Origin of the sequence: Vibrio sp. 10N.261.55.A10 (genome assembly GCF_041470825.1) — a bacterium.
Classification (GTDB): Bacteria; Pseudomonadota; Gammaproteobacteria; order Enterobacterales; family Vibrionaceae; genus Vibrio; species Vibrio crassostreae_C.
The window spans coordinates 23831-44577 of record NZ_JBFRNC010000017.1 but is presented as its reverse complement, the minus strand read 5'-3'; the positions used below and the strand labels follow the sequence as shown (position 1 = coordinate 44577).

The 20747-nt window shown below is 44.9% G+C and carries 17 protein-coding genes; 9 read left to right on the top strand and 8 right to left on the bottom strand.

Annotated elements, in window-relative coordinates:
* Positions 1–60: 60 nt before the first annotated feature.
* From AB4274_RS05010 to AB4274_RS05000, 3 genes are read right to left on the bottom strand one after another with little or no spacing between them, the layout of a single operon-like run.
* Complete coding sequence (locus AB4274_RS05010) at positions 61–417, bottom strand: gamma-glutamylcyclotransferase (protein ID WP_017069403.1); 357 nt, start codon at positions 415–417, stop codon at positions 61–63.
* Positions 418–435: 18 nt separating this feature from the next.
* Positions 436–4194: a translocation/assembly module TamB domain-containing protein gene (locus AB4274_RS05005; protein ID WP_372111200.1), complete on the bottom strand. Its 3759-nt coding sequence runs from the start codon at positions 4192–4194 to the stop codon at positions 436–438.
* Entirely contained in the window at positions 4191–5903 is a 1713-nt protein-coding gene (locus AB4274_RS05000) for an autotransporter assembly complex family protein (protein WP_017058900.1), read from the bottom strand. The genes AB4274_RS05005 and AB4274_RS05000 overlap by 4 nt, the downstream gene beginning before the upstream one ends.
* A 195-nt stretch (positions 5904–6098) precedes the next feature.
* Between AB4274_RS05000 and msrA the strand changes: the two genes are divergently transcribed.
* Positions 6099–6728: a peptide-methionine (S)-S-oxide reductase MsrA gene (gene msrA, locus AB4274_RS04995; RefSeq protein WP_017058899.1), complete on the top strand. Its 630-nt coding sequence runs from the start codon at positions 6099–6101 to the stop codon at positions 6726–6728.
* A 110-nt stretch (positions 6729–6838) separates the two neighbouring features.
* On the opposite strand, the gene AB4274_RS04990 is transcribed toward msrA, so the two are convergent.
* On the bottom strand, positions 6839–7039 hold the full coding sequence (locus AB4274_RS04990) for a DUF1107 family protein (protein WP_017058898.1): 201 nt from the start codon (positions 7037–7039) through the stop codon (positions 6839–6841).
* A 253-nt stretch (positions 7040–7292) separates the two neighbouring features.
* Here AB4274_RS04990 and AB4274_RS04985 point away from each other — a divergent pair, with 253 nt between their 5' ends.
* The 7 genes from AB4274_RS04985 to AB4274_RS04955 all read left to right on the top strand — a co-directional run bounded on the left by AB4274_RS04985 (position 7293) and on the right by AB4274_RS04955 (position 13083).
* Positions 7293–7844: a YtfJ family protein gene (locus tag AB4274_RS04985; protein WP_017058897.1), complete on the top strand. Its 552-nt coding sequence runs from the start codon at positions 7293–7295 to the stop codon at positions 7842–7844.
* A 91-nt stretch (positions 7845–7935) separates the two neighbouring features.
* Complete coding sequence (locus AB4274_RS04980; RefSeq protein WP_017063722.1) at positions 7936–8226, top strand: DUF2607 family protein; 291 nt, start codon at positions 7936–7938, stop codon at positions 8224–8226.
* Positions 8227–8266: 40 nt separating this feature from the next.
* Positions 8267–9016, top strand: coding sequence for a DUF2796 domain-containing protein (locus AB4274_RS04975; protein ID WP_372111196.1), 750 nt, complete (start codon positions 8267–8269; stop codon positions 9014–9016).
* Between the two features lie 141 nt (positions 9017–9157).
* Positions 9158–9874 carry an ABC transporter ATP-binding protein gene (locus AB4274_RS04970; protein ID WP_372111194.1) on the top strand — a complete coding sequence of 239 codons (717 nt, stop codon included), beginning with the start codon at positions 9158–9160 and terminating at the stop codon, positions 9872–9874.
* Positions 9871–11130 carry an ABC transporter permease gene (locus tag AB4274_RS04965; RefSeq protein WP_017058893.1) on the top strand — a complete coding sequence of 420 codons (1260 nt, stop codon included), beginning with the start codon at positions 9871–9873 and terminating at the stop codon, positions 11128–11130. The genes AB4274_RS04970 and AB4274_RS04965 overlap by 4 nt, the downstream gene beginning before the upstream one ends.
* Positions 11131–11144: 14 nt before the next feature.
* Complete coding sequence (locus AB4274_RS04960) at positions 11145–11660, top strand: DUF3299 domain-containing protein (protein WP_017058892.1); 516 nt, start codon at positions 11145–11147, stop codon at positions 11658–11660.
* Positions 11661–12174: 514 nt separating this feature from the next.
* Complete coding sequence (locus AB4274_RS04955; protein WP_017069397.1) at positions 12175–13083, top strand: TIGR03899 family protein; 909 nt, start codon at positions 12175–12177, stop codon at positions 13081–13083.
* 163 nt (positions 13084–13246) lie between these two features.
* On the opposite strand, the gene cysC is transcribed toward AB4274_RS04955, so the two are convergent.
* From cysC to cysD, 4 genes are all read right to left on the bottom strand, one after another.
* A complete protein-coding gene (gene cysC, locus AB4274_RS04950) occupies positions 13247–13867 on the bottom strand; it encodes an adenylyl-sulfate kinase (protein ID WP_017069396.1) in 621 nt (206 codons plus the stop codon).
* A gap of 24 nt (positions 13868–13891) precedes the next feature.
* Entirely contained in the window at positions 13892–15616 is a 1725-nt protein-coding gene (locus tag AB4274_RS04945; RefSeq protein ID WP_017067554.1) for an SLC13 family permease, read from the bottom strand.
* 65 nt (positions 15617–15681) lie between these two features.
* A complete protein-coding gene (gene cysN / locus AB4274_RS04940; protein WP_048662155.1) occupies positions 15682–17112 on the bottom strand; it encodes a sulfate adenylyltransferase subunit CysN in 1431 nt (476 codons plus the stop codon).
* 18 nt (positions 17113–17130) lie between these two features.
* Positions 17131–18075, bottom strand: a complete 945-nt coding sequence (gene cysD, locus AB4274_RS04935) for a sulfate adenylyltransferase subunit CysD (RefSeq protein ID WP_226088532.1) — start codon at positions 18073–18075, stop codon at positions 17131–17133.
* Between the two features lie 414 nt (positions 18076–18489).
* On the opposite strand from cysD, the gene AB4274_RS04930 reads away from it, so the two are divergent.
* A complete protein-coding gene (locus AB4274_RS04930) occupies positions 18490–20466 on the top strand; it encodes a bifunctional 2',3'-cyclic-nucleotide 2'-phosphodiesterase/3'-nucleotidase (RefSeq protein ID WP_372074950.1) in 1977 nt (658 codons plus the stop codon).
* Positions 20467–20747: the final 281 nt, after the last annotated feature.

Here is a 20747-nt window from a genome sequence, read left to right as displayed (position 1 = left end):
CTTTACGGGGTCACTTCACTCAGTGCTGGCTTTTTGTTGTCTCGTAAGGTGATTAACTAGTTAGGAATCATTGTTCCGCTGACACCAGTTACCCGAAAGTATTTCTTTATTAGCTGTTAGATCAAGCTGATACAAATATACCCATGCTAATCCAAATATAGTCTCTATTTGCTCGCGACGATACTCAACAGGAACATCTTCTAGCCGATCGAGCGACTCTAAAATTTCGTCGTTAATGATATAGACCTCACCAGCGACACTTTTCTTTCCCAAAATCATCGCCGGATAGGCACCTAAATCAAAAAGTGCGTATTCCTTAGGTGTATCAAACTGCCCTAATAAATCGCAGCCCTGCAAATAATGGTGATTGGACTGACCTTGCCTCAAGGTTCCATAGACAAAAACAAGATGCTGCATATGCCCTCCCATACGGCTCTACTCGAACTCAAATTGATAGAGAAGATCCACAGCACTGTCTAGGCCAGAAACAGCTTCAACATAGAGATCCTGCATCAATCTATAACGAACGGTAAACTCACCTAACGAGTTAAAGATACCCACACCATACTTCACCTGTAAGCCAGGCAGGATGTAACCACTTACCGTCACTTGAGAGTCATCGCCAGAGCCTGCAGTATCCAGTTGCAAGTCCTTTACACCAAAGGCTTCACCGATTTCACCAACAACCTTACCACTCTTCGCTAAACTCAAACCGATTAAAGTCGTTGTCATCGAACCGCTCGACTCACCGTCGATATCTTGGCCACGCAAAATATAAGACAGTGCGTTCGCTTGTGGCATCGCTGGGTCAGAATAAATCTCGATGGTAGGCTCTGTCGCAGGGCCAGTCACTCGAATACCAGCGGTCACGTCATCCTGAGTATTATCAGGATTACGAATCGCGTTGATGGCTACGTATGGCTGATCCGGTGGTCCATTCATTAGGATCTTACCCTCTTCGATCAAGAGGTCTTGCCCGAATGATTGATAAGTACCATCGACGATGTTCACTTCACCTGTAATAAATGGACCTTGGTCTTTTTGAGCCACGTTGAGCTTACCGACCAAATCACCTTCAAGACCGAAGGCAGACAGTTTAAAGTCATCACCAATGGAGATATTAATATTCGTCATCACATTGAATGGAATCGTATCTTCGTTTTCTGGCTCTAGATCTTTATTCAAAATAACCTGATCAGAAGAGACGCCAACCGCTGACGGTGGTAAATCTTCAACAACAATTCGTCCCCATGGTAATGCAATATCACCGGTGATTTTCGCCAGATCTGGTGTGACATCAATAGTCATATCAGGTACGACCTTCACCTTAACCATCGGTGGGATATCAACCATCAACTCATCAGCGAAAACTCTAACGTTCGAATGCCATGCTTTAAGATCTTGCCAATCTCCGGTTCCCTCAATATCAAGGTGACCATCAGGTGTTTCGACATTCGCATCCAGTTTTGCACTATAACCATCAAAGTCGAGGTCGATGCGGCCATCTTTCACATCAACAGGCGTAACATCGCCTTTGACTTGAATACCATCAACAGAGAATTGACCAAAGACTTGAGGGTGCATCAGAGAGCCTTTAACTTGAAGATCACTCTCAAGGTCGGCTTTCAATAAGCTGTATTCACCTAGAATTGGTTGTAAGAAATCAAGATGGAACGTGGTCAGCTTAATTGCCGCATCGACCATTTTGTCTTCGGCAAGAATATCCGGTAACGACACCGTGCCAGACAGGTCACCATTGTCGGAAACATCCAACTTAAAATCGGCATCCAGTTTGTTGTCTTTCAGTTGGGCATTCAATGCAACGCTTTCCCAACCCAGTGTGATTGGCTCACCCACTTGTTGAACAACCTGACCTTTCGGCATATCAACGCTTACCGTGACTTCAGGCTCATCTTGTTCAGACCACTTTGCATGAGCAGTCGCATTGACTAAGCCCTGTAATTGCGTCTCTTTAGGCGCAAAGGCTTTAATCTGCTCGAAATCGAATTGATTGATGGCCACTTTGGCCTCACCCGATTTTCCGACACGAACGTCTTCATCCAAACACACACTCGAACCCGATTGGTTCCAACAATGCGCTTGAACATCAGCAAACTGCTTATCGACATCCGCCTTTATCGCGACAGGTTGGTCTAATACCCAAGGACCTTGCTGAGTAGTGATTTTGACTCTGTCTAACGATCCATCCCAAATAAGAGAAGGCTTTTGAATCAACTCTCCGGAAATAGCTAAGCTTGTAGACACGATGTCGGATATCACATCAAGTGTCATTGTGTGTTTCTTCTCACCACCACTCACCGTGAGAGCAATGCTTTCTACGCTTTGATCTTGATAGGTTAAGTTCTTAGCTTTTAATTCAAGATCAGCTTGAGCTTCAGGCAATGGCAGAGGAATCACAGAGCCATTAAGCGACAAGGATTCTAGTGTTGCTTCGCTATTCCAATCTACCTTATCCACATTTAGAGCGAGATCGACTTCAGGCTCTTTCGTTAGACCGCTTAGCTGGATGTTACCAATCACTTTACCTTTCAAGTCAGGGACGCTTTTTACAAGCTCAGGGAAGTAAATCTCAACACCCATGTCCCATTTCTTATCAAGCTCACCCTGAGCCTTAATCGAGTTAACACCGTGAGCCAAACTCAAACCACTGGTTTTCAGTTTTGGTTCACCGCTCGCGCTGCGATCCGACGCTGACAACTGACCTTCGATATCCAGAGGGTATTCTCGCAAGATCCCTTCAATATCCAATTTAGGCAGTTCAATCGCCCAGCCGCCCGCTTCCGTCAACCCACCCGAGGTGACGATGCTTCCGCTAATGTTGCCCTCGGCTTCAGGCCACTGCAGACCCGGCTGAATATCTTTGAGTGTCACGTCAGCTTGCCAGTTAACGAGACTCTTCCAGTTCGCTTTAACGACACCGTTAAGCTCACCGCCTAGCGTGTTGAGCTTTAGACGCTCGAGCTCAATTTGTTCCGTCGTGCCTTTACCCTGTAGATCAATGGCTAATTCAGGGATTTCCTTACCATCGGCTTCACCTTTAAGAAGAACATTGAAACCATCTAGTGAGCCATCAGCTTTGAATTGCTCAATTGTCGCTTGGTAATCGCTTTTTCCGGTAAGGGGCCACTGTGCTTGTCCGCCCTCTAAAAGAAGGTCAAATGGCAGAGTCGGTTCTAAGGGTTGAATGTCCCCAGACAACTTTGCCTCAATCAGCTCAGAAAATTGGGAATCTAGGTTTAGCTTAGCCACGCTGCCTTGTGCTTTCAGAGACAACTTCTGACCAGCAAGGTCGGTTTCTTTCACTAACGCATCCAAAGAAAGTTCTAGCGGGTAACCGCCCTTGAGCTCAACCTTCGTGGTTAGATTGGCGCTTGCTTGTGGCATATCGAGTTCGAGAGTTGAAACATCAACCGTGTGTTTGCCCGCGCGAGCTTCTAGCCCAAGGTGGTTAACAACGATTGGTATTTCTTGTTCTAAGGTGAAACGGTTGAGGTCAAAACGCTCCAACACAACCTGCAGAGGAATCCAGACTTCCGGCAATTCGATAGCCGTTTTAACGGCAGCTTTTGGCTCAACCTTTTCTGCTTGCGGTTCTTCTGTCGACTCAGCGAGTTTAACCTTAAGATCATTGAATAAGGTTGGCGATACAGTTAGCTTTTCGCCCTGCATACTCAAAGCCGTAGAGAACAAGCTCCATTCAATTTCATGCCCTAAGATATTCAACTTGATATCAGACAAAGCGATACGGTTGATTACGATTGGCAACGGTGTTTTTACCGATGTTACGGGCGGAGTAGGTTCTGTTTCTTCTGTAGAGGCCGGAGGCAGTTCAGTAAATGCGAAGTCCAATCCTTGAATCGCTAAACGATCGACACACAACTTAGGGTCGAGCAGACAGCGAGGATTAATCGCCAAGTTCAGCTTTTGAACTTTGGTGTCTATATGCAGGCTGTCATCTTTAAACTGAACATTATTAAGCGTAAAGCTCGGGAACAGAGCCCCTTTAGTGCTTTCCACTTTAAGCTGTGGCAACGCTTTTTCAGCGCCCCACAACACAGTGTTCAACCCTGGATTGGTGAACAAAACAAAACCTAGCAAGGCTATCAACAACAGCAAAATAGACGTCAATGAGATCGACGTCCACTTGATGCACTTGCCCATCACTTTGATCATAATTCTGGCCCTAAACTAAAGTGTAACTGGAACTCATCACCTTTTGCTGCATCTAGACCCCAAGCAAAATCTAAGCTCACAGGGCCGACGGGCGACGCCCAACGAACCCCGACGCCGGTACCATGTTTCCATTCAGGTTTATCATTGAAGGCATCACCAATGTCGTAGAATGCTGCGCCCCACCAGTTTCCAACCAAGCGGTATTGGTATTCAAACGAGCTGGTTGCAATGAATTTGGCACCCGTTAGTGCGCCACTTTCATCTCGAGGAGAGATCGACTCATAACCATAACCACGAATGCTATTGTCACCACCAGCAAAGAATCTTAGGGAGGGAGATAGCTTATCAAACTCGTCGGCAAAGTTGCCGCCAAATTGAAGTCGAGTTAAGCCTCGGTGATTGTCGCCAATGCTTCGAATCCAAGCGGTTTGACCTTGAAAACGAACAACCTTAGTTTCAGATAACAAGGTATCATCACCCGCTTCAACCATAATGGTTTGTTTATCGCCCCACATCGGCATCGAACCGCCTCGCGTTCGAGTGCGTGAGAAAGAGATACCCGGCAGCACAAATTGCGCTAAATCATCCTGCAAACCTTGCTCATAGTTTTCGACCAAGTATCGAATGAAGACCGTGCGTTGCCAACCGTTATCCAGTCGCCAATATCTTTCTAGCGCTAAGTTTGACTCCAAACTCTTGGTATCACGATTATCCAAGTTTTTCATACCGTACTTAACTTGATAGTAGTCGTTCAGCACGTCATCCAGAGGGATTTTATAGGTAGCGGTAATCGTCTGTTCAGGTTTAGAAATCGACAGGCTACTATTGAAGCTATGGCCTTGTTCATTAACCCAAGGTTTTTTCCACTTCAGAGTGCCTTTTACGCCAAGGTCGGTGGATACACCGATACCCGTTTCGATTTGGTTACGAGCTTGCGGAGCAAGGCTAACCTTCATCGGGATCTCTCGGCCTTCGCCTAACTGGCTTAAATCTGGTTCAACAAATACCGAGGAGAACCAATCCGTATTGGACAGGTTTTGGTTGTACTCACCGACTTTGGTGATTGAGTAAGGTTCGCCATCCTCAAATGGTTTAAGTGACTGCACCTTATCTTCTTCTATCTGGCTACCAGTAACCTGAGTAGTACCAAAGTGATAGCGGATACCACTGTTATAATGAAGACGAACATAAGCGCGGTTCAATTCAGGAGCGACTTCTAGCTTACTAAGATCATAAGCACCATCGAAGTAGCCTTTCGCTAAGCCAAGGTTGCGGATCGACGATTTCAAAGAGTCATAATTACCATGATTCAGAGTCGAACCTTTAGACAAGCTACTCTTCGCTATCAAGGCTAAAAAGTCTGGGTCATCCTTGGCTTCACCAGTTAGAACGATATCTGAAGTATAAATAACAACAGGCTCTCCCGGCTCAACCGTAACGGTCATTTCGGTATCATCTTCGGAGTGAGTAAATGTGATTTTAAGGTGGTAGTAGCCTAACGCATTCAGGGCTTCTTTAATCATAGATTCCAAGCGGGATTGGAATCTTAGTGAAACCGAATACTCTTCTTCAGGGATCGCACTCAGATAAGCATCAACATTATCCTCAAGCGCTCCATCTAGCCCTTTGATTTCAAGGGAAACGTCAGCGAAAGCGAGCGTCGATGACAATAGAGTGCCAATCAGAACTGGTAAAGTTTTTCTTATCATGTTTAATTGGTGAAGAAGTTATCAATACGTTAATAAGTGAAAAGAAATAATACCGCTAAATAGGCATTGAGTCTGTAATAAATCCTGGAATAACACGGTCTAATTTAAAGACTTATTCAATATTGACCAACAGTTAATATGAACCCACGTTAAATAAAAGCCAGCGCGGTAAACGTATGCGAAAAGGAATATAACATGCTAAACAAACAACAACTGGTTTCTGCAGCAACCGCACTACCGGGAAATGCTGACCCAATTCGAATCACTGAGCGCCATTTCGTCAATCAAACCGACCTGCTCGATGCACCCACGGGCTCTCAACAAGAAGTCCTGTTTGGTATGGGGTGCTTCTGGGGAGCTGAGCGTTTGTTTTGGCAATTGGATGGCGTTATTTCAACATCCGTTGGTTACGCTGGCGGATACACAGTTAATCCCACTTATGAACAAGTATGTACTGGGCAAACCGGCCATACCGAGGTCGTTCGTGTCATATTTGATAGTGAACAAACCTCTCTAGCTCGAATACTTGAAACCTTTTGGGAGCGTCATGACCCAACTCAAGGGATGCGCCAAGGCAACGATTTAGGGACTCAGTACCGTTCTGCGATTTACACCTTCAGTGAAGAACAACAATCTATCGCTGAGCACTCTAAACGTGAATATCAACGAGCAATGACTGAATCTTTAGGCAACGAGATCACGACGGAAGTTCTGCCTGCTGGAAAATATTTTTTCGCAGAAACCTACCACCAGCAATACCTAGCTAAAAATCCGAATGGGTATTGCGGGTTGGGTGGAACAGGTGTGTGCTTCCCTCCACAATAAAGTGCCGTTCGACATACCATCGTGAACGACACGCATTAAAAAAGGGCTTCCATCAGGAAGCCCTTTTCATTGTTAATCTATTCGGTGCAAGACAAATCGATAAAGCTCAGTTACACCGGCAACGCTGCAATGGTGCCGTTAACTTCTTTAAAAATAGTGAGCTTTTGTTTGTCTGAAACTTCAGGAAGTAGCACCTTGCCTTGGTCGAAGCGAAACTCTCCAACACCTTCAATAGCAAATTGGCCTTTGAACAGGACTTTAACGAAACGCGCCACCTGACGTGGACGGTAAGTAGAAAATTTTCTTAACATAATACAACCTCAATTCCATTTGAGTACTACAGTCACATACCTGAACAGCGTCGCTGTTCAAAGCACATTTAATCGCTAATTCCTTTAGCAAACAGCAAGATAATCTATTGTTCATCTTGATATTGATGCATTATACCTTTTGGTAACAAGCCTGCAACTTCTTTCTACGTCGTACGATAAAAAAGTTAAAGAGGCATTTTTCAAATTTCATATTATACTTCCTGTGCAAACCAATAAGCGGAACAAAAATATAATGAAAAACAAAACTCTACTGGCTTTTCTAGCCGCAGCCTCTCCACTCTTCGCCAATGCTCACAACCTATCAGTAGGCGCTACCCTGCCTGCCGTCGATGTGAGTAACTATGGTGAGATTGTTCTAAACGACGGAAATACTGGATATCAAGCTTGGGCAACCAATGATCTTCTAGGTAAAGTTCGCGTCGTTCAAGCTATCGCTGGCCGCAGCAGCTCTAAAGAGCTCAACGCACCACTGATGGCAGCCATTACCGCATCGAAATTCTCAGAAGACAGCTACCAAACCACCACTATCATCAACCAAGATGATGCGATTTGGGGTACTGGGTCTTTTGTTAAGTCGTCTGCCGAAAGCAGCAAAGAAGAATTTCCATGGTCTTCTATGGTCCTAGATGAAGACGGCGCCGTTGCGTCAACATGGGCTCTAAAAGAAGAAAGCTCAGCGATTATCGTTCAAGACAATCAAGGTAAAATCTTGTTTGTAAAAGAAGGTGCATTAAACGAATCAGAAGTCACTCAAGTCATTGAGTTGATTAAAGCGAGCCTTTAATAAGATATTCGCGTCTTTTTCGAGACCTAACCAAAGGATATTGTTATATTATAACAGTATCCTTTTTTTAATTCTGTGGTTAATCATCCTGATGTGGCAAAACACACCCAACAATGTGAAACGCAAAACAGGCTTCTTGCTTGGGCTTATGCTCATGTTAAGCGTGTTAGCCGCAACACACATTGTGGATATCGCACCAGAGCACCACACCTCACACCATTGTGAGCTGTTTTCGCTTAATCAGTTCATCACAGCGCACTCACTACCACAGATTCCAGAGTTCCATTCGGAATTTACTGTCGCTATTACAGAGTCAGTAACTTCACTACAGCGGCTATATTTCGCTTATTTGGCACGCTCACCTCCTGTAAATATCGCTTAATTACCACTACTTTTTAATTAACCTTTATTCAGGAAAAAACATGAAACCTACTTTTTTAGCCGTTGTTATCGGCATGACTGTCTCTACAAATGTTCTAGCTAACGAAGAATTCCGCTCTCATGATGCACACGTACATGGCCAAGTTGAAGTAAACATCGCGCAAGATGGGCAAGAATTGCTTGTTGAAGTGACAGCTCCCGGCGCTGATGTGGTTGGGTTTGAACATGCTCCAGAAACTGCAGAACAGAAGAAAGTGTTTGAACAGGCTATCGCACAATTAAACAAGCCAGAAGAGCTGTTTAGTTTTAACAATGCGAGTTGTACTCTGAAGTTCAAGTCAGTAGCAAACACCTTAGAAGGCGGTCATGACGACCATGAAGGCCATGACCATGCGGAACACGGTCATGGCGACCACAAAGACCATGATCACGCTGAACACGATCATGACGACCACAAAGACCATGACCACGCTGAACACGATCATGATGACCACAAAGACCATGACCACGCTGAGCACGCTGAGCACGCTGAGCACGCTGAGCACGATCATGATGACCACGAAGGTCACGACCACCACGATCATGAAGGCCACGATCACTCAGAAGGTGGCCACGGTGAGTTCACTGTTGAGTACCACTATGAATGTTCAGATGTTGCTAAGCTAGACACAGTTAGCACTCAGTGGTTCTCTAAGTTCAGCAACACTGAAAAAATGACGGTGAACCTACTAACAGACACAGCTCAAGTACAAGAAGTGCTTAACGCAGAGCGTATTAGTTTCCGATTCTAATCACTCCTAGATCGGATTAAACGTAAAATAAACAGCCAGGTAAGTCATCGCTTACTTGGCTGTTCAAATCGGTGTGTTCCTGGGAATTTATGTTTCAAATTACTGTCCAGTAGATACACCGCTTTAATTATTGGAGCTAGCATGTCTTCTGACAGTTCATCACTTGTGGTCAAACTCGAAAATATCAGCTTTCGTTGGAAGCCTGAATTACCACCAACGCTAGAGATCCCCTCTCTTCACATCCAAGCCCAAGAGCACCTTTTTATTAAAGGGCCAAGTGGTTGTGGAAAATCAACTTTGTTAGGGCTACTGACCGGAATCAACCAAGCTGAGCAAGGAGAAGTCTCTATCCTTGATCAAGACCTCACTCAGCTTACACCTCGTCAAAGAGATAAATTCAGAGCCGATCATATTGGTTATATTTTCCAACAATTTAACCTGCTTCCTTATCTATCAGTTATCGATAACGTGACGCTTCCTTGCCAGTTTTCACAGATACGTAAACGGCAAGTCGCTGAAAGCCAGACAAGCTTACAAGAGACGGCTCGAGAGTTGTTACTCAGATTAAAACTACCTCAAGCTTTAATGGACAAGCCCGTTACCGAGTTAAGCATCGGTCAACAACAACGTGTTGCTGCCGCTCGTGCTTTGATCGGCCAACCCAAAATCATTATTGCCGACGAGCCAACCTCGGCTTTGGATCATGACAACCGAGAAGCTTTTATCGAACTGTTGTTAGAACAAGCCAACCAGGCAGGTTCTACTCTTATCTTTGTTAGCCATGATCCAACACTAGAAAAATTATTTACTCGAACCATAGATTTAAAAACCGTTAACCAAGCTAAGGTTGTCGTATGAAAGTAATTACTCACTTAGCCTTAAAAAGCGTACTCAACCGTAAAGCCACGGCTATTCTCACCATTCTCACGGTGGCGGTATCTGTCATTCTCTTGCTCGGCGTAGAACGCGTTAGAACCGAAGCTAAGAGCAGCTTCGCCAATACGATTTCAGGTACTGACCTTATCGTCGGTGGCCGCTCTGGTCAGGTAAACCTGCTGCTTTATTCCGTATTTAGAATCGGTAATGCGACCAACAACATCGACTGGAAAAGCTATGAAGAATTTAGCCAGCACAACGCTGTAAAGTGGGCGATCCCAATCTCATTGGGTGATTCACATAAAGGCTTCCGCGTAATGGGCACGAACCATAGCTACTTCGAGAATTATCGCTATGGAAGTAAGCAACCACTTACTTTTCAGCAAGGCAAAGAGTTTAATCAGCTATTTGACGTAGTGATTGGTGCCGACGTCGCGAAGAAGCTAGATTACAAAATAGGTGATCAAATCATTCTTGCGCACGGTATCAGTGATGTTGCGTTTAGCCGTCACGATAATCTGCCCTTCAAGATTGTGGGAATACTCGCGCCAACAGGAACACCAGTAGACAAAACCGTACACGTATCGCTAGAGGCAATCGAAGCAATTCATGTTGGCTGGGAATCAGGTGCCAACCTCGGGCACACACCGAATGCTGAAGCGCTAAAGCAACGTGACTTCCAACCGAAGCAGATTACCGCGATGATGGTTGGCCTTAAATCGAAGATCCAAACCTTCGCACTGCAACGAGAAATCAATAACTACCGCCAAGAACCTTTAAGCGCCATTATGCCGGGCATTGCGCTTCACGAATTGTGGGGAATGATGGCTGTAGCAGAACAAGCATTACTGATTGTTTCAGGGTTTGTTGTTGTCGCCGGTTTATTGGGCATGCTCAGTAGCCTACTCACTAGCTTGCAAGAAAGGCGTCGAGAGATGGCTATCCTACGTGCGATGGGCGCAAGACCTCGTCATGTGTTTGGTTTACTGATCAGTGAAGCCAGTGCGCTAACCTTCCTTGGCATTACATTAGGTGTTGCAGTGCTGTTTGCGCTGATCGCAGTGGTTGCTCCTATTGTGCAACAAAGTTATGGTATCAACATATCGATATCCGCAATCACACCGCATGAGTGGAAACTGCTTATGCTGGTACAAGTTGCCGGAATCATTATCGGCTTTATTCCCGCTTTCAGGGCTTACCGCCAGTCATTGTCTGATGGCATGACGATTCGAATCTAAAATAGGAACCTACGATGCAACGCAAATTCCTACTGATACTCGGGCTACTTCTGTTCCCATTTATCAGTACAGCTCACGCTGAAACCACTCAGAATGACGAATCGGTATTAACACTTGAATGGATTGATTTGATTCCGGAATCAGAGCGCGCTCAGCTAGATTCATTTGGTATGCCGATGGTTGACCACAATAGTATGGACAAACCTCAACAATCGACACTTGGTGCTGTTCGCCCAGAATTGAATGGCAGCACAGTGAAGATTCCTGGCTTTGTGATTCCATTGGAAGGTGATGAGAATATGATCACTGAGTTTCTGCTGGTACCGTACTTTGGCGCATGTATCCACGTGCCACCGCCGCCACCGAACCAAATCATCTACGTGAAGTTCCCGAAAGGTGCACCAATACAGCAGTTATGGGATGTGATCTATTTGGTCGGAACGCTGAAAACTGAGTCAATCAGCCATGACTTAGCGCAAACCGGTTATCTTATTGAAGGTACTGCGATTGAAGAATATGACGACATGTAGTCATTAGAAGGGTGGCTCAAGGATGAGCTGCCGTCACTGAACGAGTGTGATCATTCAATAACAGTTTAATAACGATAATTTTCTTCTGAATTACGCGATGTAATTAGATAAGTAAGCTAGAACAGCGACATAAGTCGCGAGTAATAACCCTATACTAAGCTGTTTCTTCAGCTTGTTATCATTGGCTTGATTCATAACTCCTCCTTGAGAATTACAACAAATTTAACATTTTATTATCATTAACAAAAGTAAAATTTTGTTGAAACCTTCAACTATGCTCGCAAAATCTAGCCACCAATAAGATAAAGAGTTACATTTTAGACAGTTATACCAATCACAATAAGTAAGTGTTCAGAAATAGCGTAGGAAAAAGCCTTGAGAACAAGGCGGAGCTTTTTGATAAGTAGTTATTCTACAATCAAAAATTGTAGCTCAGTTATCAAGCGTTTTAACAAGCTAGGCTGAGCAATTATTTACTACGATTGGTTTTGAGTCGTCTCCTAACGGTACTCTTATGTCAAAAACCAAACAGCCAGTGATCATTGAGCATGCTAGCGACACACAGCATAAGCATGAGAAAAAGCCTCATATTGCCGACAGTGCCAGCAGAATGCTGCACATCGCACAAAGCTTCGGCCTCGATTCCTTAATTAGTCATAGTGCCAAGCCAAAGGATAAAGCTGAGAGTACGCTTATCGAACGGGCACTATTGCGAGAGAAAAAACGTAGAGAGCTTCGCCAAAAGAACCTAGAACAGATTCTAAAGTTGGCGCACTCTTCATGTAAGGATGAAGCGGCTGGAGACCCGGATCAGGACTGGTTATACCGTTTCTTCGACATGGCACAAGAGATCCACAATACATCGATGCAGAGGCTATGGGCTCAAGTACTGAAACGAGAAGTCACCAACCCAGGCTCGACGTCGATGAAGGCACTGCAAATCTTAAAAGACATGACACCAAAAGAAGCGTTAACCCTACAAAGGGCAGCATCACTGGGTTGTAGCTTTGGTAGCGATAACAGCAGAAAGCTCTTACTCGGCTTTAAATCTCATGCTGGGCTATTCAACTTTGGCAAAAGGGACACCACCAACACCATCAACCTTGGTGGGCACAACCTGCCCTACTCCAGCTTGCTCCACTTGATAGAGCTCGGGATTATTCTGGGCACAGAATTAGAATCCGGAGAGATTGATTTCGATCCAGCCCTGCACCTAACCTATCAAGGCAAGAGCATGTCACTGGCACCATTATCAAAAGGCGTGAAGCTGGTTTACTACCGATTCAGCCCTACAGGCAATGAGCTTTGTACCTTGCTCGGTAACAAGCCAAACACGCAGTATTACGATCAACTGATTGCACTATTGAGCCAGAAATTCACAGTACAGACAGAAGTGAAAAGCAGCGTAAATTACACCGTCTAGACACTCGACGGAGCTAAAATTGACGGTGTAAAAAGTGAAGTATAGAGAGGAATAAAGAGAATCTAGAGGATAGGTTTCTTGTCTCGGTAAACTAAGGCTGCACTATTTATCGGTCGTGAATAAACAGATAAACAGCTGAGTAGCCTTAGTCATACCAACGATCTCAGTTGGCTAAGATATTTCGCTTCTCCAACGCATCAATACACAGTTCGACCAATTCATCGAGTGTCTTCTCACCTGCAGGTAGATCAATCTCAGGGTTCAGAGGCGCTTCGTACACTGAACTAATACCTGTGAAGTTCGGGATTTCTCCGGCACGTGCTTTCTTATACAGACCTTTAGGATCACGCTGTTCGCAAACCTCTAATGGCGTATTGACGAACACCTCAAGAAACTCACCTTCCGGCAATAAATCTCTCACGAGTTGCCTTTCAGCTTGATGCGGAGAAATAAAGGCTGACAACACGATCAAGCCTGCATCTGCCATCAATTTAGCAAGCTCACCAATACGACGGATGTTCTCTCGACGATCTTGCTCAGAGAAGCCAAGGTCACTACATAATCCATGACGCACATTGTCGCCATCCAATAAATAAGTATGGTAACCAAGCTGTGCCAAGCGATTTTCTAATGCTCCAGCGACTGTCGATTTACCAGAACCAGACAACCCCGTGAACCAGAGCACGGCTGGCTTTTGTGATTTCAGATCCGCGCGAAATGTTTTATCAATCGAGTGTTGATGCCACACAACATTCTCATCTTTGGATTTGAGTACTGCGGTCATAATTAGTCCTTTAAATAAACAGCATTAAAATGGGAAAAAATAAGGAATTAGGGTCAGCACCAAGCCCGAATATACAATCGAGATTGGAATGCCGATGCGCAGATAATCCGTTAAATGGTAATTACCTACGCTATAAACAAGTAAGTTGGTTTGGTAGCCGTATGGAGAGATAAAACTGGCACTGGCACCAAACAGTACCGCCATGATGAACGGCATAGGGTCAACGCCATAACCTACTGCCATACTGTAGCCAATCGGAAATGAGAGTGCTGCAGCCGCATTATTGGTCACCAGCTCTGTCAAAACCAAAGTCATAAAGTAGGTAGCAACTAACGCACCGAATACGCCCCAGCCATTAAACGCCTCCATAAACATCAGCCCCATCCGCTCAGATAAACCCGATGAAATCATCAGTTGAGCAATAGAAAGTGCAGAGCCCACGATCACCACAATATCAACTGGGAAACGGCGGCGGAGCTCACCCAGTTGCACCACGCCAAATGCCACCAGCAACAGTAGAAAACCAGCTAAGCCTTTGATAATAGGTACTGCATCGATAAGGGCTAAACCAATCACGCTAGCAAAGCCGAGCAACACGAACGTCGATTTGTCGGCATCAAGCTTGGCACTCGAATCTAAGTCATTCATCAACACAAACTCTTTGTTGTGTTGTTGGCGCTGTTCTTCAAAGCGTTTACCTGGAACCAAAATCAAGGTATCACCAGCGGTCAATGTGATATTCCCTAGCCCACCTTCTAGGCGTTCATGGCCACGACGAATAGCAACCACAACCGCATCGAAACGATCTCTAAACTGGCTAGTTTTCAGGGTTTTGTTACAAAAACTTGCTGATGAACTCACCACCACTTCAACAAAGCTCTGGCCATTCAAATGATGCTGACCAAACAGAGTCAGTCCTTGAATTTCTTGCAGTGTCGCCACGCTCTCAACATCACCACAAAACAGCAATCGGTCACGAGCTTGAAGAATAAAATCAGGGTCAATCGACGCGGTGGTTTTACCGTCTCGAATCACTTCGGCTAAGAACAGTTTTCTAAGAGCTCTAAGATTATTTTCACTGACGCTACGGCCAACTAATGGAGAACCTGGCTCAACTCGCGCCTCGAGAAAGTAAGGCAGATCATCTTGAGAACCATCATCGTAGCTGGGTAGAAAATAGCTAAGAGGAATAAGGATCAATACCCCACCGACCAAAACCGCTAAACCGATCAAGGTAGGTGTGAAAAAGTTTAAGCTCGGTAAACCTGCATCTTCAACAAAACTATTGATGATCAAATTGGTAGAGGTGCCGATCAATGTCAGGGTGCCACCTAAGATGGCAGCGTATGACAAAGGGATAAGTAACTTAGACGGCGCGTGCTGTTGATTACGTTTGATCGCCCCGATCAAAGAAACAACCACCGCGGTGTTATTAGTAAAAGAAGAAAGTAACGCTGTAGAAATACCCAACTTCGCAACCACGGTACCTAGCCTACCTTCAGAGATATTGCGGCTAACCCAGCTGATTAAGCGAGTTTTCTCCAACGCACTTGATGCGAGGATCAGAAGAATTAAAGTCAGTAACGAGGAGTTAGTGAAGTTATTAGCCAAGCTCGACAAGTCGATCATGCCAGCCATAAAAGCAATAAACGCCGCGCCAGCAAAGATAAAGCTTGGCTTAATACGGGTAACGAGCAGGCAAGTAATAATGCCGAGCAAAATCGCTAATACAAATCCTTGTTGCCACATATACCCGTCCTTTATGGCGGAAACGATCGGTTTCCGCCTGATTCAATAAGCTGTTACTTGGTCGTTTATGACTTCAGTAGTTGGCTTAGATCTTTGGCATCCCAATGAGGGAAATGTTTGCGAACCAATGCGTTGAACTCAAGTTCAAATGCAGAGAAGTTACCGACTTGCTGTTCAACAGAGTCCAAACGGTCTCGAATCAAACCCGCGCCAACCGTCACGTTGGTTAGTCGGTCGATAACGATGAAGCCACCGGTATCGGCACTTTCACGGTATTTATCCAGCGCGACAGTCTCGTTCAATGACCATTCACACAAACCAATACCATTCAATGGCAACTCATCGACAGCGTGAGTCGACAGGTTGTTGATGTCGTATTGGTGACGAACGGTTTCAACCTGACCGACGGTTTTCTTGCCTGCGATCTTGATGTCATAAGCTTTGCCCGGTTGTAGTGGTTGCTCTGTCATCCACACGATGTCAGCCAATACGTGGTTAGTAGATTCAATCTGAGCGTTTTCCAACACAATCAAATCACCACGGCTGATGTCGATCTCATCTTCAAGGGTCAGCGTTACCGCCAAGCCCGCTTGTGCAGATTCCAAATCACCATCAAAGGTCACGATACGTGCAACCTTAGACGTTTTGCCTGACGGCAGTGCTTTGATTTCGTCACCAACACTTACACGGCCAGAGGCCACTGTGCCTGCAAAGCCACGGAAATCTAAGTTCGGACGATTCACATACTGCACAGGGAAACGGAATTCTCCCGCAGAACGCTTTTGATCAATATCGACGTTCTCTAACACTTCCAGTAGAGATGGACCTTCGAACCATGCTAGCTCTTTACTTGGTGCAGCAACGTTGATGCCTTCAAGCGCCGAAACTGGCAGGATCTGAATGTTAGTTTCGCCTTCTAGGTTTTCAGCAAACTCTAGGTATTCATCGCGAATCTCTTCAAAACGATCTTGTGAATATTCCACGAGATCCATCTTGTTGACTGCAACGATGAAATGCTTCAAACCAAGCAAGTTAGAAATAAACGAGTGACGACGTGTTTGATCCAGAACGCCCTTACGAGCATCAATCAAGATCACCGCCAGATCACACGTTGAAGCGCCTGTTGCCATGTTGCGCGTATACTGCTCATGCCCAGGAGTATCAGCAATAATGAACTTACGTTTTTGAGTCGAGAAGTAGCGGTAAGCCACATCGATCGTGATCCCTTGCTCACGCTCAGCCTGCAGACCATCAACAAGCAGTGCCAAATCAGGTTTCTCACCTGTCGTTCCCACTCGTTGGCTATCCGAGTGAACCGCCGCTAGCTGATCTTCATAAATCTGTTTTGTATCATGGAGTAAGCGACCGATTAGCGTACTTTTACCGTCATCTACCGAGCCACAAGTTAAAAATCTAAGCATAGATTTATGCTGATGCTGACTTAGATAACCTTCAATCCCTAGTTCAGCCAATTCGGCTTCTACTGCACTATTCATTTTTCTTTCCTTAGATTCTTAGAAATAACCTTGGCGCTTTTTCAGCTCCATAGAGCCCGACTGATCATGGTCAATCGCTCGACCTTGACGCTCACTAGACGTCGCCACCAGCATCTCTTCAATAATGCCCGTTAGCGTATTCGCCTCAGATTCAACCGCTCCGGTTAATGGGTAACAGCCTAAAGTACGAAAACGAACGCTTTTCTCTTCAATCACTTCACCTTCTTGCAGCTCCATACGGTCATCATCAACCATGATCAGCATGCCATCACGCTCAACTACAGGGCGTTTGTCTGAAAGGTAAAGTGGAACAATATCGATGCTCTCTAGATAGATGTATTGCCAGATATCGAGCTCAGTCCAATTAGATAGCGGGAAGACACGAATGCTTTCGCCCTTATTAACCTGACCGTTGTAGGTGTGCCAAAGCTCTGGACGCTGGTTTTTTGGATCCCACGTATGGTTCTTATCACGGAAAGAATAAACACGTTCTTTCGCACGAGATTTTTCTTCATCACGACGCGCACCACCAAAAGCCGCATCGAACCCATACTTGTTTAACGCCTGCTTAAGGCCCTGTGTTTTCATGATGTCAGTGTGCTTCGAAGAACCATGTACAAATGGGCTACAACCCATCTCAATACCTTCTGGGTTCTTATGTACTAAAAGGTCGAAGCCGTACTTTTTAGCCGTACGATCACGAAACTCAATCATCTCGCGGAATTTCCAATCCGTATCTACATGCAATAACGGGAATGGAATCTTGCCTGGATAAAACGCTTTGCGAGCTAAATGAAGCATCACAGAAGAATCTTTTCCGATGGAGTACATCATCACTGGGTTATCAAACTCAGCCGCTACTTCACGGATAATATGAATACTTTCCGCTTCGAGCTGTTTTAGGTGGGTTAAACGTTCTTGGTCCATTTCAGTGCTTCCTTTAAGGCTCGCGTTACGAGCAATTCATTACTTGGTCTTGCCAAGCAAGGGATTTAACTCATCCACTTGAGTGAATGGGAGTATTGGCACTAGAAGAAAACAGAAGCTTCGTTTTGAGCTATCCTTGCTATTCATCTGCCTGATACGTCCTTGATATAGGCATTATGACGAGCCTCTCATATTACTGGAAATTCTAAAATTTCATTTTTTATTCGAAAAGCTGATAAGGGATTGAATTTACCGATAAGCAGGTGAAATGAATGGACTAATATTATCGATATCAGTTGCACATCGATTAATCAGGTTTGGGAGGCGTCTTGCAGAACACCATAAAGTAATCGATCTAAGTCACGAATTGACATTCGTTGTAATCATTGTTTCATTCCATTTTGTTACATTACGCAACGAATTTTCTACTATCCACTTTGGAGCTACAAAATGAAAGTTGCAATGAAACCTTTGTCATTGGCTGTACTTGCGGGTCTTGGTTTGACTTTAGCAGGCTGCACAACAACACCAGATACCGATGAAGTGATTAAATTACGTGTCGTAGAAACGACGGATATCCATACCAACCTAATGGATTACGACTACTACAAAGACAAGCCATCGAAAAAAATTGGCTTAGCACGTACTGCAACTCTAGTAAAAGAAGCTCAAAGCGAAGTAACCAACAGCGTATTAGTTGATAACGGTGACTTGCTGCAAGGTAGCCCAATGGGTGACTACATGGCAGACAAAGGCATCGAAGTAGGCGAAGTTCACCCTGCATACAAAGCTATGAACCAGCTAAGCTACGACGCTGCAAACCTAGGTAACCACGAATTCAACTACGGTCTTGATTTCCTAGAAGAGTCAATCAACGACGCTGATTTCCCGTACATCAGTGCTAACGTTTACGACGCAAAAACCAAAGAACACTACTTCACACCTTACATCATCAAGACGCACACGTTTGAAGATACTGCAGGCGTAGAGCATGAAGTAAAAGTCGGCTACATCGGTTTCGTTCCACCACAAATCATGACGTGGGATAAGAAGAACCTTGAAGGTAAAGTAATCGCTCGCGATATCATTGAGACAGCTAACGAGTTAGTGCCTCAAATGAAAGCGGAAGGCGCTGAAGTTATCGTTGCTATCCCTCACTCAGGCGTATCAACGGACCCATACAGAAATGGCGAAGAGAACTCAACGTTCTACCTATCTGAAGTAGACGGCATAGATGCAATCGCATTCGGCCACTCTCACGCAGTGTTCCCAGGTAAAGGTTTTGATGACATTCAAGGCATCGACAACGAAACTGGCACAATGAACGGCGTTGCAGCAGTAATGCCAGGTCGTTGGGGTAGCCACGTTGGTGTTATGGACCTAACACTTGCACAAAAAGACGGTAAGTGGGAAGTAGTAAAAGGCCAATCAGAAGCACGCCCTATCTACGACAAGATCGAGAAGAAATCACTTGCAGATGCTGATGAAGGCATCGTAACAGCACTAGAAAAAGACCACGCAGGTACTCGTGAGTTTGTTAACCAACCAATTGGTAAAGCAGACGACGTGATGTACAGCTTCCTGTCTCTAGTACAAGACGATCCAACAGTGCAGATTGTTAACCTTGCACAGAAAGATTACGTTGAACAGTTCATCCAAGGTGACCCAGACCTAGACGGTACACCAGTACTTTCTGCTGCTGCGCCATTCAAAGCCGGTGGCCGTAAGAATGACCCAGCGAACTTCACTGAGGTTGAATCTGGCCAACTGACATTCCGTAACGCGGCTGACTTATACCTTTACCCGAACACGCTAGTTGCAATGAAGGTAACAGGTCACGAAGTAAAAGAGTGGCTTGAGTGTTCTGCTGGCCAATTCAACCAAATCGATGTGAACTCAACAGCACCACAACAGCTGATTGAGTGGGATAACTTCCGTACTTACAACTTCGATGTTATCGACGGTGTGGATTACCAAATCGACGTAACTCAGCCTGCGAAATACGATGCAAACTGTAAAGTCGTTAACCCTGATTCTCAGCGTATTGTTGGCCTAACTTACCAAGGTAAGCCAATCGACATGAAGCAAGACTTCCTAATCGCAACCAACAACTACCGAGCTTACAGCGCTAAATTCCCAGGCACAGGTGAAGACTTCATCGCATTTGATGCACCAGATGAGAACCGTACTGTACTGGCGAACTACATCTCTCGCGTAAGCAAAGAGCAAGGCCAAGTGAGCCCAACAGCTGACAACAACTGGTCATTCGCACCAATCAAAACGGATAAAAAGCTAGATATCCGCTTTGAAACGTCGCCAAGTGAGAAAGCGGCACAGTTCATTAAAGAGAAGGGTCAATACCCAATGAAACGTGTTGCCACTGACGATGTTGGTTTCGGCGTTTACCAAATTGATCTAACTAAATAGATTACTCTAGTAATCAATAGTTAACCTTCTAAAAGGCTGAGTTTAACGACTCAGCCTTTTTCTTTTCTTATCTAAATTCTTAGTGTAAGGCCTCAGCTTTCGAAGCTTAAACTCCTGCTCATTCTTCGCCTAATATCGCACACCTCAAATCACCTATTGAATCCAATCAACGTAAAAAAGCAGCAATTCGCTGTAAGTTTTTCTCAGCTCCTCCTGTCTATTTAATTTACTACACTCAATGAATGGCCGGTAAGCCATTCATCTATAGGATAGATAAGGAC

Excerpts from the sequence above, each read along its gene's own strand:
- AB4274_RS05010 (WP_017069403.1), bottom strand. The coding sequence starts at position 417 with ATGCAGCATCTTGTTTTTGTCTATGGAACCTTGAGGCAAGGTCAGTCC.
- AB4274_RS04960 (WP_017058892.1), top strand. The coding sequence starts at position 11,145 with ATGCAACGCAAATTCCTACTGATACTCGGGCTACTTCTGTTCCCATTT.
- AB4274_RS04980 (WP_017063722.1), top strand. The coding sequence starts at position 7,936 with ATGTGGCAAAACACACCCAACAATGTGAAACGCAAAACAGGCTTCTTG.
- AB4274_RS04990 (WP_017058898.1), bottom strand. The coding sequence starts at position 7,039 with ATGTTAAGAAAATTTTCTACTTACCGTCCACGTCAGGTGGCGCGTTTC.
- AB4274_RS04955 (WP_017069397.1), top strand. The coding sequence starts at position 12,175 with ATGTCAAAAACCAAACAGCCAGTGATCATTGAGCATGCTAGCGACACA.
- AB4274_RS05005 (WP_372111200.1), bottom strand. The coding sequence starts at position 4,194 with ATGATCAAAGTGATGGGCAAGTGCATCAAGTGGACGTCGATCTCATTG.
- AB4274_RS04930 (WP_372074950.1), top strand. The coding sequence starts at position 18,490 with ATGAAAGTTGCAATGAAACCTTTGTCATTGGCTGTACTTGCGGGTCTT.
- AB4274_RS04970 (WP_372111194.1), top strand. The coding sequence starts at position 9,158 with ATGTCTTCTGACAGTTCATCACTTGTGGTCAAACTCGAAAATATCAGC.
- msrA (WP_017058899.1), top strand. The coding sequence starts at position 6,099 with ATGCTAAACAAACAACAACTGGTTTCTGCAGCAACCGCACTACCGGGA.
- cysC (WP_017069396.1), bottom strand. The coding sequence starts at position 13,867 with ATGACCGCAGTACTCAAATCCAAAGATGAGAATGTTGTGTGGCATCAA.
- AB4274_RS04975 (WP_372111196.1), top strand. The coding sequence starts at position 8,267 with ATGAAACCTACTTTTTTAGCCGTTGTTATCGGCATGACTGTCTCTACA.
- AB4274_RS04945 (WP_017067554.1), bottom strand. The coding sequence starts at position 15,616 with ATGTGGCAACAAGGATTTGTATTAGCGATTTTGCTCGGCATTATTACT.
- AB4274_RS04985 (WP_017058897.1), top strand. The coding sequence starts at position 7,293 with ATGAAAAACAAAACTCTACTGGCTTTTCTAGCCGCAGCCTCTCCACTC.
- AB4274_RS04965 (WP_017058893.1), top strand. The coding sequence starts at position 9,871 with ATGAAAGTAATTACTCACTTAGCCTTAAAAAGCGTACTCAACCGTAAA.
- cysN (WP_048662155.1), bottom strand. The coding sequence starts at position 17,112 with ATGAATAGTGCAGTAGAAGCCGAATTGGCTGAACTAGGGATTGAAGGT.
- AB4274_RS05000 (WP_017058900.1), bottom strand. The coding sequence starts at position 5,903 with ATGATAAGAAAAACTTTACCAGTTCTGATTGGCACTCTATTGTCATCG.